The following is a 13,034-nucleotide window of genomic DNA, read 5'->3' as shown; positions in this document are numbered from 1 at the left end:
TTGCCGGCGATGTGCTGCACAGCAGCCCTCACACCCAGCCGCGCAATACCTGCTTGGCCACCTTGCCCGTGGCATTGAGCGGCAAGGCCTCGACCACTTGCACCCGCCGCGGCACTTTGTAGTTGGCCATCTGCTCGCGGCACCAGGTATTGAACTGCGCCACGTCGATCACCTGTCCAGGCACCGCCAGCAAGAAGGCCATGGCCACTTCCCCCAGGCGTTCATCGGCAATCCCAATCACGGCGGCCTGGGCCACCCCGGGGTACTGCAGCAAGGTCTGTTCGATCTCCGCCGGGTAAACGTTGAAGCCACCGGTGATGAACATGTCCTTGAGCCGGTCGGTGATGCGCAGGTAACCCTGTTCATCCAGCACGCCAATGTCGCCGGTGTGCAGCCAGCCGTCGGCATCCACCGCTTCGAGGCTTGCCTGCGGGTCGTTGAGGTAGCCATGCATCAGGTTGTAGCCGCGGATCAACACCTCGCCAGGCACGTTGGCCGGCACCCTGGCGCCGCTGCTGTTGACGCAGCGGATCTCGACCCCTGGCATGGCCCGGCCGCTGGTGCTGGCGACCCGCTCGGCGCTGTCGCCGGGGCGGCAGATGCTGGCAAAGCCGCAGGCTTCGGTCAGGCCGTAGGCGGTGACGATGGTGGCAAAGCCCAGCTCCTCGCGCATGCGCCCGATCATCTCCACCGGGATCGCGGCGGCGCCAGTGACGGCGACGCGCAAGGAGCTCAGGTCGTAGTTCTGGCGTTGCGGGTGGGCCAGCAGCGACTGATACAGGGTCGGCGGCCCGGGCAGGATGTTGATGCGCTGGCGCTGCACGCAGTCGAGCAGCGCCTGCACCTCGAACACCTGCTGCGGGATGATGGTACAGCCGCGCATCAGCGCTGCCAGCCAGCCGGCCTTGTAGCCAAAGGAATGGAAGAACGGGTTGACGATCAGGTAGCGATCGCCCCGGCGCAGGCCGACGATCTCGCTCCAGTCGCGCACCACCTGCAGATTCTGGCCGTGGGCGGTCATCACGCCCTTGGGCTTGCCGGAAGTACCGGAGGTAAACAACAGGTCGGACAGGGTCTGCGGCCCGACCTGCTGCTCGCGGGTCTGCAACAGCGCCTGCGGCACCTGCTCGGCGAGGGCCATGAACGCCTCCCAGGCCAGGCCGCCGTGGCGCGGCTCTGCCGGGCGCAGGCTGATCACCTGGCGCAGGGCCGGCAGGGTTTGGTCGGCGAGCATGGCCGGGTAGTCGTTATCCAGAAAGCGGCTGATGCAAAACAGCACGCAGGTGCCGCTCTCGCGCAGGATGTGCCCGGCCTCGCTGCTTTTCATCCGTGTGTTCAACGGCACCAGGGTGGCGCCGATGCTCTGCAGGGCGCCGGCGGCAACGATCCATTCCCACAGGTTGGGCGCCCACACTGCCACCCGGTCGGCCACTTGCACGTCCAGGGCGAGCAGGGCGCGGGCGGCCTGCTGGCGCAACAGCTCGAGCTGGCGGTAGCTGATGCGCTGCCCGCCGTCTTCGATGGCCGGGCTGTCGCCGTAGTCCCGGGCGGCGCGGGCGAACAGCTGGGCGATGGTCTGAGCGTTTTCGACAGGCAGCATGATGCCTCCTCAGGCTGAGGATGAATGAGCAGGGAAAGCGCCGGGCAGGCTGCCCGGCACAGCGGGTCAGGCGCTAGGCGGGGCGAAGCGGCGGCCAGCGGAGAAACCGCCGTCCACGGCAATCATCTGGCCGCTGACGAACGACGCTTCGTCAGAGGCAAGAAACAGCGCGACGTTGGCCACTTCGTCCGGCTGCCCGGAACGGTTGAGCATGTGCTGCGAAGCGAAGAAGGCGTGGAATGCCTGCTGTTCGCGGACCATGCTGGTCATCGGCGTTTCGATCAGGCCCGGGCACAGGCCGTTGACGCGGATGTTGGCGTAGCCGTAGTCGATGGCCATCGAGCGGGTCAGCTGGTTGATGCCGCCCTTGGAGACGTTGTAGGCAACGTTGCCGTCGCAGCCCTGCAGGCCGAAGATCGAACCGATGTTGATGATCGAGCCGCTGCGCTGGGCCTCCATCTGCGCCAGCACGTGCTTGCTGGTGAGCATGCTGCCGGTGAGGTTGATGTCCAGCACCCGCTGCCAGTTGGCGGTGCTGGTCTGGGTCACGCTGCCCTGGTCGGCGACGCCGGCGGCATTGACCAGCACATCGATACGCCCGAAGCGGCTGATGATTTCGCTCATCACCTGCTGCACGCGGGATTCATCGCGCACGTCCAGGCTCATGAACAGGCCGGGGAAGTCCGCCGGCGCCTCGCCAATGTCCAGGCCGACGACCTCGGCGCCCTCGGCAATGAAGCGACGCACGCACGCCAGGCCGATACCCGATGCGCCGCCGGTAACCACGGCGACCTTGTTGTGCAAACGAGCCATAACTGAACCTCTGTCTTATTGTTGTGGGGCTGCTGGCGCCGAGTCTAACCGCAGTCGGGGCCGCAGTGATCGTCCGATGAGACTAGCGGGCACCGGCCCTCAGCCGGGGAAGCGCAAGCGCACCCGCGCGCCCAGTGGCCGGCTCTGGCAGGCCAGGGTCCAGCCTTCCTCCAGCTCGCGGGCGCTGAGCACATCGTTGCGCGAAAGATGCGTTTCACCCTCGAGCACCGTACACATGCAGGCCCCGCAAAAGCCTTCTTCGCACGAAGACGGCACGTCCAGGCCCGCCGCCCGGCAGCTTTGCAGCAGGGTATCGCCAGGCTGGCAACGGATTTCGTGTTGCTCGCCATCGAGCTCGACCAGCAGCAGCTCACAGGCCGAGTCGCTGCTGACGGCGCGGGCAACGGCCTCTTGCGCGGCGAGTTGATCCGGGTCGGGCGGCGAGACGAAGCGCTCGACATGGATGCACGCGGCAGCTTCGCCCAGGGCCAGCAGGCTGCGCTCGACGGTGTCCATGAACGGCCCCGGGCCGCAGATGAAGTAGTCGCCGCCGCGCATTTCGCCGACCAGTTGCTGGACCTGGGCGTCGCGCAAAAAGCCCTGCAGTGAATCGAGCAGGTGGATCACCTGCAGGCGCTGCGGGTGCTCCTGGCTCAGCTGGCGCAGTTCGTCGCGAAAGATCACCGAGGCTTCGTCGCGGTTGGCATACACCAGCCTGATGGATCGAGCGCCGCTGTGCAGCACCGACTTGAGGATCGAGATCACCGGAGTGATGCCCGAGCCCCCGGCAAACAGCACCAGTGGCCGCGAAGGATCAGTGGCCAGGCGTTCATCCAGGCAGAAGTGCCCGGCCGGTGGCAGCACTTCGAGCCAGTCGCCGACCTGCACCTGCTGGTTCATCCAGTTCGACACCCGCCCGTCGGCAACCCGCTTGATGGTCACCTTGGGCCGGGCATCGCACAGCGGCGAGCTGGCCATGGAGTAGCAGCGGGTCAGCAGTTTGCCGGCACAGGGCACGCGAAAGCTCAGGAACTGCCCCGGCTTGTAGCGAAAGCGCTCGCGCAGTTGCGCCGGCACCTCCAGGACCAGCGAGCGCGCATCGGCGGTTTCGTCGATCACCGCGCAAACCTGCAGCCGATAGCTGCCGCTGGCCGACACCAGCGAGTCCTGCCCAAGCGCTTGCATGCCCATGTTCATCTTCGCCTCAAATGCCGCTGATCAATTGCGCGTTGTCCACCCGCAGTTCGGCGCCGTTGACGAAGTTCGATTCGTCGCTGGCCAGAAACAGCACCACGTTGGCGATATCGCGCGGCGCGCACATGCGGTTCATCGGGTCCTGGTCGAGCAGCGCCTGGTCGATCGGCTGGCCACCGGCCAGGGCCTGGGTCATCGGCGTGTTGACGCCGTCCGGGTGCACGCTGTTGCAGCGGATGCGATACCCCTGCTGCTTGCAGTGCAGGGCGATGGAGCGGGTCATCGCCGCCACCGCGCCCTTGGAGGCCGAATAGGCGCAGAACATCGGCATGGCGCCCAGGGCGGCCACCGAGGACATATTGACGATCGAGCCACCGCCGCTGTCCTTCATGGCTTCAATGGCATATTTGCAGCCGAGAAAATAGCCGTCGCCGTTGATCTTCTGGACCTTCTGCCAGGTTTCCAGCGAGGTGTCCTCGATGGTGCCGGCCACCAGGATGGCGGCGTTGTTGACCAGCACATCGAGGCGCCCGAAGTGCTCCAGGGTGGTCTTGACCACCTGCTGCCAGTCGCTTTCACTGGCGATGTCGTGGCGGATGAACAGCGCCTTGCTGCCGATCTGCGCGGCGACTTCGCGACCGGCCTGTTCATTGAGGTCGGTAAGCACCACCCGGGCGCCCTGGCTGGCCAGCAGCAGGGCGTCCTCGCGGCCGATACCGCTGGCGGCGCCGGTGACGATGCAGACTTTGCCTTCTACACGTTGCATGGTTGTTCTCCTGATGGTGCGGGGTTGCGGGCGGCGTGCGCGGCGATATGCGCCGCAGCGCGCCGCCCGGAGTAAATGCAGTCGGCCAGGGACAGGCCGGAGACATACAGGTTGGAGGCCACGCCCACGGCATTGCGCCCGGCGCTGTACAGCCCGGCGATCGGCGCGCCGTGCAGGTCGAGCACCGCGCCGCTGCGCTCGTCGACGCGCAGGCCGCCCAGGGTCAGGGCCGGGCAGGGGAACAGGCGGCTGTCATAGGACAGGTCGAGGGCATACCAGGGGCCGCTGTCCAGCGGGCAGAGCATCGCCGCCGACTTGCCCAGCGGGTCGGCGATGTCGCTTCGGGCCGCGCTGCTGTACTGCGCCACGCTCTGGCGCAGGTTGCCGGCGGGCAAGGCGCAGCGTTCGGCCAGCTGTTCCAGGCTGTTGCCGCGTTTGGCGTTGAACAGCAGGTTGAGCAGCACCGGCAAACGCTGGAAGTTCCACACCTTGCCCGGGCCGACCTGCTTGAGCGCCTGGCGCACCAGGGCGCGGTTGAGAATCAGGATGGCCTTGCCGCGCTGTTCTTCAACCATGGCGTGGCCGAGGGTGGCGCCGTACACCTCTTCATTGCAGTAGCGCAGGCCCAGGCCGTTGACGATCATGCCGCGGGCCCAGGCCAGCGGCGGGCTGATAAAGCGCCAGGCGCTGATCTTGTCCATCCGCGCCAGGCTGGCGCCTGCGCTCTGGCCCAGGAGCAAGCCGCTGCCATCGCAGGCGCTGCTGCCCAGCGGCAGGCCGGCCAGGTACTGCGGCGCGTGCCGGGCCACCAGCTCGCGGTTGAAAATAAAACCGCCACAGCTGAGCAGCAGGCCTTTTTCGGCGCGAATCAGGGTGCGCACGGCATGGCGCTGCTCGATCTGCCGCAGGCGCTTGCGCAGCACCTCGGCCAGCGCCGGGGCGTACATCTGCAGGACGCTGACCCAGCGCGCCAGGCGTGCATGGCGGCGGGCGGCGCGGCTATCGGCAGGCAGTTGCCAGGCCACCACACCGAGCACCCGGTCGTGGTTGTCGATCACCAACTGGCGCACTTCACACTGGCTGCGCAGGCGCACGCCGAGCTTCAGGGCGCTGGCGCGCAGCGGCGCAAACAGGCTGGCACCGGACATGCCCGGGCCTTTGGCGCGGTGCCCGCGAGGGGCGGGTGTGGCTTGCGCGGCGTAGGCCGGCACCGCTTCGTTGCCCGAGTAGTAGAGGTAGTAACGGTCGCTGGGGTAGGAGGTTTTCTGTGGCGGCACGCTGGCTTCGAAGGCCACGCCGTGGCGCTCCAGCCAGGCCAGTTGCTCGACACTGCGCTCGCAGAAGTCGCGCAGGGTGTCGGCCGATACCGCCTCGCCGACTTCCTGGCGCAAATAGTTGAACATCGCCTCGCTGTTGTCCGGGTAGCCGGCGCGCTGCTGGTAGGGCGTGCCGCCACCGGCATAGACCACGCCACCGCTGAGCGCCGTGGCGCCGCCACCGGCGAAGCGGTCCAGGGCCAGCACACTGAGGCCGCTGCTGGCGGCCTCGATGGCGGCGCAGACCCCGGCGCCGCCAAAGCCGACCACCAGCAGCTCGGCCGCGGCGTGCCAGTGCAGCTCTCCCGCATGCTCCACCCGCAGCGGCGCCAATGCGCTCAGGCTGTTCATGGCCCGGCCTCAGCCCGCTGCCGCGATCATGCGCGCGGGCGCTGCGGTGGTGGTGTAGCTGCCATCCAGATAGACCAGCGGGGTGATGCTGGCGCTGGTGCGGATGCGCAGGATGCGGCCAATGAAAATGGTGTGGGTGCCATAGGTCATGCGCCCGTCCTGGCGGCAGAGGATCGACGACTGCGCGTCGGCCAGAAACGGAATGCCTTCTTCGCTGGTCTGCCAGTTGCCGCGCTCGAAGCGTGCCTCGCCCTTGATCGCGCCGCTGCACAGGTGCGCCAGGTCTTGTTGCTCGACGCCGAGGATGTTCACGCAGAAGTCGGCGCCGTCCGCCAGGGCGGCATGCGGTGAGGCGCTGGTGTTGACGCAGATCAGCAGCGACGGCGGCTCGGTGCTCAGCGAGTCGACCGCAGTGGCGGCCATGGCGAAGCGCTGGGTGCCGTTGCTGGTACTGATGATGGTCACGGACTTGGCCAGGCGGCGCATGGCCTGGAGCATGTCGGCTTTGAGAGTGTTGTTGTTCATCGCACGGCCTCTGGTTGGCTTGGAGTGCGATGAATTCTTGCAATCGGTGCAAGGCCCAACATCGTCCGAGGGGACTAGGGTTTGTACGGAAAGTGCCTGCGCGACGATCATGCTTCGTTGAAAACAGGCTCGGAATGCTCATTTACAACTCGTAAAGTCGTGCGCGACCCCGGCCGTTCCTCGCCTGTTTTCGCCTTGCCTGATCGCCGCTCGGCGACTTTTCGTACAAACCCAAGTCGAGCCACGCCGTCGCGGCATGGTCCGTTTGAGGGATGTTGGCCGTCGGGCGCCTTGCTTGAATGCCGGGGCAGAGGCCGTTGCGCCTCTGCTGCACGCGCGCCCCGGCGGACGGGGTGATCAGAGGAGAACAACAACATGCTCAATCACGACCTGATACGCCAGCGTCTGGCCCAGCGCGCCCGCGAGCTGGTGCCGATCCTGCGTGAACGTGCCGCCCATGCCGCGCAACGTGGCCAGCTACCGGAAGAAACCCTGCGCGATTTCCACGACGCCGGGTTTTTCCGCATCCTTCAGCCGGCGCGCTGGCAAGGCTACGAGCTGCAGCCACGGGACTTTTTCGAGGTGCAGATGACCCTCGCCGAAGGCTGCATGTCCTCGGCCTGGGTGCTGGGGGTGGTGGCCATTCACAACTGGCAACTGGCGCTGTTCGACGACCGCGCCGCCGAGGATGTCTGGGGCCAGGATTCCAGCGTGCTGATTTCGTCGTCCTATATGCCGGTGGGCAAGGTCGAGCGGGTCGAGGGTGGCTTCAAGCTCAGCGGCCGCTGGGGCTTTTCGTCGGGCAGCAAGCATTGCCAGTGGGCCTTCCTTGGCGCCCTGGTGCCGCCGCAAGAGGCGGGCGGGGCGCCGGACTACCGGACCTTCCTGGTGCCGCGCAGCGACTACCAGATCATCGACAACTGGAATGTCATGGGCCTGGAGGCGACCGGCTCCCACGACATCCAGGTGAGCGATGCCTTCGTCCCGGAGTACCGCACCCACCGCGCTGCTGACGGTTTCATGCAGTACAGCCCGGGTAACGCGGTCAACAGCGCGCCGTTGTTCCGCCTGCCGTTCGGGCAGATCTTCGTGCGCGCGGTGTCGTCGTCGGCCATTGGCGCCCTGCAGGGCGCGATCGATCTGTTCGTCGAGCACAACCGCAGCCGGGTCGGGGTCAATGACGGGCGCAAGATGCTCCAGGACCCGGCGGCGCAAACCGCCCTGGCCAATGCCATGGTCTGCGTCGACGAGTGCCGCACGGTGCTGCTGCGCAACTTCGATTTCATGCTCAAGGCCGCCGAGGCCGGCGACGCCCTGGCCATGCAGACGCGGGTGAAGATGCGCTACGACTCGGCGCTGGTCGCCGACAAGTGCGCCAAGGCGGTGGCCGAGCTGATGTTCAACAGCGGCGCCTCGACGATCTTTCGCAGCCACGCCATCAACCGCGCCTTTCGCGACATTCATACCGGCCGCGCCCACGTTGCCAACAACCCGGCCAAGTACGCCTGGAACCTGGGCGGCGTGAGCATGGGCCAGGACAGCAGCGACTTCTTCCTCTGAAGCGCCAGATCACAGAAACCGGCTAGTCCGTTTGCGGGATTCGAGCGGCGTGGCGATCCCCGAGCATGGTGGCAAGGCGCGGGTCCCTGGCGCCGACCGAGCCGTTAACAAGAACAAGGATCAAGCATGAAATTCTCATTGATTTACGAAGCACAGACGGTGGACTCCAGCCGCGAAGGCGACCGCAAGATCTTCGATGACACCGTCGAGCAGGCAGTACTGGCCGACCAGCTCGGTTTCGACACCTTCTGGTGCGTGGAACACACCGCCCTGAGCAATTACTCGCACATGTCGGCGCCAGAAACCATGCTCGCCTTTGTCGCCGGCAAGACCGAGCGCATCGGCATCGGCCATGGCGTGGTGTGCCTGCCGCCGGCGATGAACCACCCGGTCAAGGTCGCCGAGCGCATCGCTACCCTCGACCTGCTATCCAAGGGCCGGGTGCATTTCGGCGTGGGCAAGGGCGGTACCCAGCAGGAGGCCGGCACCTTCGGCTACGACCTGGCGACCCTGCAGCCGCAGATCGATGAAGCCATGTACCTGATCCCGAAAATTTTCGTCCAGGACGAGATCGAGCACCACGGCGACTTCGTGCAGATCCCCAAGCGGCCGATCCACCCCAAGCCGTACCAGGACCCGCACCCGCCGATGTACCTGGCCTGCACCAACACCGAATCGCTGAAGAACGCCGGCGGGCGTGGCATGGGCGCGCTGGTGCTGGGTTTCGGTGGCCCGGAGGAAATCGCCAAGAAGGTCGAGGTGTACCACCAGGCCTGGGACAACCGTGACGCCAAGCAGCAGGTCGGCTTTCGCCCCAACCGCCACATCGCCGCGCTGTGCCCGGCCATCGTCCTCGACGACAACGAACTGGCGCGGCGCATCGGCATCCGTGGCCAGCGCTACTTCATGGAGTCGCTGGGCTACTGGTACGGCGGCGGCGAGCGGCCAGACCCGCAAAAGTGGAAAGACGACACCTACGTCGACGGCAACGGCCAGGCAGTGATCAAGTCGCGCTTTGCCTCCGAGGAAGTCAGCGTCGACTTCTCCGACCCGACCATGGCGATGATGAACCCCAACCATGCCTACGGCACGGTCGAGGACTGCATCGGTTACGTGCAACGCCTGATTGATGCCGGCGCCGACGAGATCCTGTTCATCTGCCAGATGGGCACGGTGCCGCAATGGGCGCAGCTGGAGACCCTGCGCAACATCGGCGAGAAGGTGATTCCGCATTTTCGCAAGCAGTGAGGTGAAAGCATCGCGGGTCAAGCCTGCTCCCACAGACCCCCGAAATTCACCCGATAGCGCTAGTCCCAACAGACGATGCCCGGCCTTGTGCAGCGGGCTTGAATAGCGCTCAACACGTCGATCAACGCGAGGACAACAAGCATGGATATCCGCGGCCTGGGTTACGTCACCCTGCTGTCCACCGACCTGGCGCAATGGCGTCATTACGCAACCCAGGTGCTGGGCATGATGGTGGCCGGCGAGGGCGCTGACAGCGCCCGGCTGTACCTGAAAATGGACGATCGCCCGTACCGCATCCTGGTGCTGCACAGCGACCAGGACAGCTTCGGCGCCTGTGGCTGGGAGCTGGCCGGCGAGGCCGCCTTCGAGCAGGCAATCGCCGAGCTGCAGCAGGCCGATATCGCCGTCGAGCGCGGCAATGCCGCCCAGGCCGAGCTGCGCAAGGTCCAGGCGGTGGCGCAGTTCTGCGACCCGGACGGCAACCGCCACGAACTGTTCTGGGGCCCGCGCCAGGATTTCGCCCGCTTTGTCTCGCCGGTGGCAGTCAAGGGCTTTGTCACCCATGAGCTGGGCATGGGCCACGTGGTGCTGCCGGCGCCAACCTTTGAGCGCTGCCGCGATTTTTATCAGCGGGTCATGGGCTTTGGCCTCTCGGACCTGATGAAAGTGCGCTTCACCCCTGACCCGGGCGAGCCGGAAAAGCGCATTCATTTTCTGCACTGCAACAATGGCCGTCACCACTCCCTGGCGATCTTCGAATGCCCGGTGCCCCATGGCTGTGTGCACATGATGGTCGAGGTCGACGGCCTCGACGAGGTCGGCCGCGCCCTGGACCGCATGCACGCCCACGGCGTCAAGCTCTCGGCCACCCTCGGCCAGCACACCAACGACCAGATGGTCTCGTTCTACATGAAAACCCCTTCAGGCTTTGACCTGGAGTACGGCTGTGACGGCCTGGTGGTCGACTGGAACCAGCACACCCCCTTCGAAAGCACGGTGGTCAGCCACTGGGGCCACGACTTCAGTGTCGGCCGCCCATGAGGACAACGATGATGGACAAACAAATGACCACGGCGCAGATGGTCGGCCAGCTGCGCGACGGCATGACCCTCGGCATCGGGGGCTGGGGCCCGCGGCGCAAGCCCATGGCGCTGATCCGCGAGATCCTGCGTTCCGACCTCAAGGACCTGACCGTGGTCGCCTACGGCGGTGCCGATGTCGGCATGCTTTGCGCCGCGGGCAAGGTGAAGAAGCTGGTATTCGCCTTCGTCTCGCTCGATTTCATTCCGCTCGAGCCGTACTTTCGCAAGGCCCGCCAGGACGCCGCCATCGAGGTCATGGAGATCGACGAAGGCATGCTCCTGCTTGGCCTGCGCGCGGCGGCCATGGGCGTGCCGTTCATTCCCACGGCGGTTGGCCTGGGCACCGATGTGCTGCGCCACAATCCGCAGATCAAACTGGTGGCCTCGCCCTATGCCGACGGCAAGGACTGGGTGGCGATGCCGGCGCTTGACCTCGACGCGGCGCTGATTCACGTCGACCGTGCCGATGCCCGCGGGGTCTGCCAGATCAGCGGCCCCGACCACTACATGGACGACCTGTTCGTGCGCGCCGCCCGCCACAGCTACGTGACCTGCGATCAGCTGGTCGACAGCGACTACTTCCATAGTGCGCCGGAGCGCGCGCACCAGGTGTTCTGGGAGCGCAACCTGACCACCGCCGTGGCCCATGTGCCGGGCGGTGCGCACCCCTCGTCATGCGCGCCGCTGTACGGTTTCGATGTGCCGCATTTCAAGGCCTACACCGCCTCGGCCCAGGCCGAGGAGGGCTGGCAGACCTATGTCGAGCAATTTGTCGCCTGCTCCCACGAGCAGTACCTGGAACAGGTCGGTGGCCTGGGCGCCATCCGCCAGCTTCCCCTGCCGGTTTTCTAAGCGAGTTTTCTATGACCACGCCAGCTACGACGTACAGCCTCGCCGAACTGATGATCTGCGCCGCCTCCGAGGCCTGGCGCGACGACGGTGAAGTCCTGGCCACCGGCATCGGGGTGATCCCGCGCCTGGCCGCCTCCCTGAGCATGCTGACCAGCAACCCGCAGTTGCTGATGACCGATTCCGAAGCCTACATGGTCGCGGAACCTGTGCCTCTCGGCGCACGCAACGGCTATCAACCCAAGCGCGACAGCTGGATGGGTTTTGCACGGATTTTCGACAACGTCTGGGGCGGCAAGCGCCATGCCCTGGTCGGCCCGATCCAGATCGACCGCTTCGGCCAGGCCAACCTCTCGTGCATCGGCGACTACGCCCGGCCCAAGGCGCAGATGCTCGGGGTGCGCGGCCTGCCGGGCAACTCGATCAGCCATGCCAACTCGTTCTTCGTGCCCAGCCACAACCGCCGGGTGTTCGTCGAAGGCGAGGTCGATATGGTCTCCTCGATCGGCTACAACCCCGCGCGCCTGGCCCGTGGCTGGGCGCTGGACGAGGTGGATATCCGCCTGATCGTCACTGACCTGTGCGTGCTCGATTTCCACGGCCCGCAGCACCAGGTGCGGATCCGCTCGCTGCACCCGGGGGTGAGTGCCGATGAGGTGCAGGACAACACCGGCTTCGCCTTGCAGGTGGACGCCGATTGCCCGGTTACTGCCGCGCCCAGCGAGGCGCAGTTGCAGCTGATCCGGCGCCTCGATCCGCACAACCTGCGGGCCAGCCAGTTGAAAGACAACCCCGCCGGCCAGCGCAACCTGCGTTGAGCCAGGCCCGGGCAGTACGCCTTGCCGGAGTAGCAATCGATGAGCGAACAGAACAATAACAACCAGGCCGAGGTGGTGCTGTACGAGGTCCGTGGCGCGGTGGCCATGGTCACCATGAACCGCCCGCAGTACCACAATGCGCAGAACTCGCGCATGACCTACGCGCTGGACGCGGCGTTTCGCCGGGCCTGCGCCGACGACGCGGTCAAGGTCATCGTGCTGTGCGGGGCCGGCCGGCATTTTTCCGCCGGTCACGACATCGGCACCCCGGAGCGCGACGTCAACCAGAGCTTCGAGCGCGTCAGCCTGTGGTACGACCACGTCGACAAACCGGGCGGCGAGTTTCTCTATGCCCGCGAGCAGGAGGTGTACCTGGGCATGTGCCGGCGCTGGCGCGAGATGCCCAAGCCGACCATCGCCATGGTCCAGGGCGCGTGCATTGCCGGCGGCCTGATGCTGGCCTGGGTCTGTGACCTGATCGTCGCCAGCGAGGATGCCTACTTCACTGATCCGGTGGTGCGCATGGGCATCCCCGGGGTCGAATACTTTGCCCACGTGCATGAGCTCAACCCGCGGATCGCCAAGGAATTCCTGTTCATGGGCACGCCGATGCCGGCGCCGCGGGCCTACCAGATGGGCATGGTCAACCGGGTGGTGGCGCGCGAGGCCCTGGAGCCGGAAACCCTGGCCATCGCCGAGCGCATCGCGCAAATGCCGCGCCTGGGCCTGCAGCTGAGCAAGCAGGCGGTGAACAACGCCGAGGATTTGATGGGCAAGCGCGCGACCATGGACATGGTCTTTGGCCTGCATCACTTCGCTCACGCCCACAACGAGCTGGTGTCCGGCGACCGCCTGGGTGGTTACGACGCCCGCGCCATGGCCAGTGCCCAGCGCAAGCCGGAGGGGGTGTAA

General features: G+C 66.2%; 12 protein-coding genes. 6 read left to right on the top strand and 6 right to left on the bottom strand.

What is annotated here, in order from left to right; translation table 11 throughout:
- Positions 1 to 28: 28 nt before the first annotated feature.
- The 6 genes from UB48_RS24640 to UB48_RS24615 all read right to left on the bottom strand — a co-directional run bounded on the left by UB48_RS24640 (position 29) and on the right by UB48_RS24615 (position 6,565).
- Complete coding sequence (locus tag UB48_RS24640) at positions 29 to 1,600, bottom strand: FadD3 family acyl-CoA ligase (RefSeq protein WP_045201633.1); 1,572 nt, start codon at positions 1,598 to 1,600, stop codon at positions 29 to 31.
- A gap of 66 nt (positions 1,601 to 1,666) precedes the next feature.
- On the bottom strand, positions 1,667 to 2,413 hold the full coding sequence (locus UB48_RS24635; protein ID WP_045201632.1) for an SDR family NAD(P)-dependent oxidoreductase: 747 nt from the start codon (positions 2,411 to 2,413) through the stop codon (positions 1,667 to 1,669).
- 99 nt (positions 2,414 to 2,512) lie between these two features.
- Positions 2,513 to 3,598 (bottom strand): ferredoxin--NADP reductase, encoded by a 1,086-nt coding sequence (locus tag UB48_RS24630; RefSeq protein WP_275560786.1) that lies wholly within the window; start codon positions 3,596 to 3,598, stop codon positions 2,513 to 2,515.
- 19 nt (positions 3,599 to 3,617) lie between these two features.
- Complete coding sequence (locus tag UB48_RS24625; RefSeq protein ID WP_045201630.1) at positions 3,618 to 4,373, bottom strand: glucose 1-dehydrogenase; 756 nt, start codon at positions 4,371 to 4,373, stop codon at positions 3,618 to 3,620.
- Positions 4,361 to 6,040 carry an FAD-binding protein gene (locus tag UB48_RS24620; RefSeq protein WP_045201629.1) on the bottom strand — a complete coding sequence of 560 codons (1,680 nt, stop codon included), beginning with the start codon at positions 6,038 to 6,040 and terminating at the stop codon, positions 4,361 to 4,363. The genes UB48_RS24625 and UB48_RS24620 overlap by 13 nt, the downstream gene beginning before the upstream one ends.
- Positions 6,041 to 6,049: 9 nt before the next feature.
- Positions 6,050 to 6,565, bottom strand: coding sequence for a flavin reductase family protein (locus UB48_RS24615; RefSeq protein ID WP_045201626.1), 516 nt, complete (start codon positions 6,563 to 6,565; stop codon positions 6,050 to 6,052).
- Between the two features lie 375 nt (positions 6,566 to 6,940).
- On the opposite strand from UB48_RS24615, the gene UB48_RS24610 reads away from it, so the two are divergent.
- The 6 genes from UB48_RS24610 to UB48_RS24585 all read left to right on the top strand — a co-directional run bounded on the left by UB48_RS24610 (position 6,941) and on the right by UB48_RS24585 (position 13,034).
- Positions 6,941 to 8,125, top strand: coding sequence for a flavin-dependent monooxygenase (locus UB48_RS24610; protein ID WP_045201624.1), 1,185 nt, complete (start codon positions 6,941 to 6,943; stop codon positions 8,123 to 8,125).
- A 126-nt stretch (positions 8,126 to 8,251) separates the two neighbouring features.
- Entirely contained in the window at positions 8,252 to 9,373 is a 1,122-nt protein-coding gene (locus UB48_RS24605) for an LLM class flavin-dependent oxidoreductase (RefSeq protein WP_045201622.1), read from the top strand.
- Between the two features lie 141 nt (positions 9,374 to 9,514).
- The gene (locus tag UB48_RS24600; RefSeq protein WP_045201620.1) at positions 9,515 to 10,414 is read left to right on the top strand and encodes a VOC family protein; all 900 of its coding nucleotides are present in this window, start codon (positions 9,515 to 9,517) and stop codon (positions 10,412 to 10,414) included.
- Between the two features lie 11 nt (positions 10,415 to 10,425).
- Positions 10,426 to 11,307 (top strand): CoA transferase subunit A, encoded by an 882-nt coding sequence (locus UB48_RS24595; RefSeq protein WP_045201688.1) that lies wholly within the window; start codon positions 10,426 to 10,428, stop codon positions 11,305 to 11,307.
- Positions 11,308 to 11,318: 11 nt separating this feature from the next.
- On the top strand, positions 11,319 to 12,122 hold the full coding sequence (locus UB48_RS24590) for a CoA-transferase subunit beta (RefSeq protein WP_045201618.1): 804 nt from the start codon (positions 11,319 to 11,321) through the stop codon (positions 12,120 to 12,122).
- 39 nt (positions 12,123 to 12,161) lie between these two features.
- Positions 12,162 to 13,034 carry an enoyl-CoA hydratase gene (locus tag UB48_RS24585; protein WP_045201616.1) on the top strand — a complete coding sequence of 291 codons (873 nt, stop codon included), beginning with the start codon at positions 12,162 to 12,164 and terminating at the stop codon, positions 13,032 to 13,034.

It is taken from the genome of Pseudomonas sp. 2(2015) (genome assembly GCF_000955865.1).
GTDB lineage: Bacteria > Pseudomonadota > Gammaproteobacteria > Pseudomonadales > Pseudomonadaceae > Aquipseudomonas.
The sequence above is the reverse complement of the archived record's forward strand: the minus strand, read 5'-3'. Positions and strand labels throughout refer to the sequence as shown.

Coding starts and splice junctions, on each gene's coding strand:
- UB48_RS24640 (WP_045201633.1), bottom strand. CDS start 1,600: ATGCTGCCTGTCGAAAACGCTCAGACCATCGCCCAGCTGTTCGCCCGC.
- UB48_RS24635 (WP_045201632.1), bottom strand. CDS start 2,413: ATGGCTCGTTTGCACAACAAGGTCGCCGTGGTTACCGGCGGCGCATCG.
- UB48_RS24615 (WP_045201626.1), bottom strand. CDS start 6,565: ATGAACAACAACACTCTCAAAGCCGACATGCTCCAGGCCATGCGCCGC.
- UB48_RS24610 (WP_045201624.1), top strand. CDS start 6,941: ATGCTCAATCACGACCTGATACGCCAGCGTCTGGCCCAGCGCGCCCGC.
- UB48_RS24590 (WP_045201618.1), top strand. CDS start 11,319: ATGACCACGCCAGCTACGACGTACAGCCTCGCCGAACTGATGATCTGC.
- UB48_RS24600 (WP_045201620.1), top strand. CDS start 9,515: ATGGATATCCGCGGCCTGGGTTACGTCACCCTGCTGTCCACCGACCTG.
- UB48_RS24630 (WP_275560786.1), bottom strand. CDS start 3,598: ATGCAAGCGCTTGGGCAGGACTCGCTGGTGTCGGCCAGCGGCAGCTAT.
- UB48_RS24620 (WP_045201629.1), bottom strand. CDS start 6,040: ATGAACAGCCTGAGCGCATTGGCGCCGCTGCGGGTGGAGCATGCGGGA.
- UB48_RS24585 (WP_045201616.1), top strand. CDS start 12,162: ATGAGCGAACAGAACAATAACAACCAGGCCGAGGTGGTGCTGTACGAG.
- UB48_RS24605 (WP_045201622.1), top strand. CDS start 8,252: ATGAAATTCTCATTGATTTACGAAGCACAGACGGTGGACTCCAGCCGC.
- UB48_RS24625 (WP_045201630.1), bottom strand. CDS start 4,373: ATGCAACGTGTAGAAGGCAAAGTCTGCATCGTCACCGGCGCCGCCAGC.
- UB48_RS24595 (WP_045201688.1), top strand. CDS start 10,426: ATGGACAAACAAATGACCACGGCGCAGATGGTCGGCCAGCTGCGCGAC.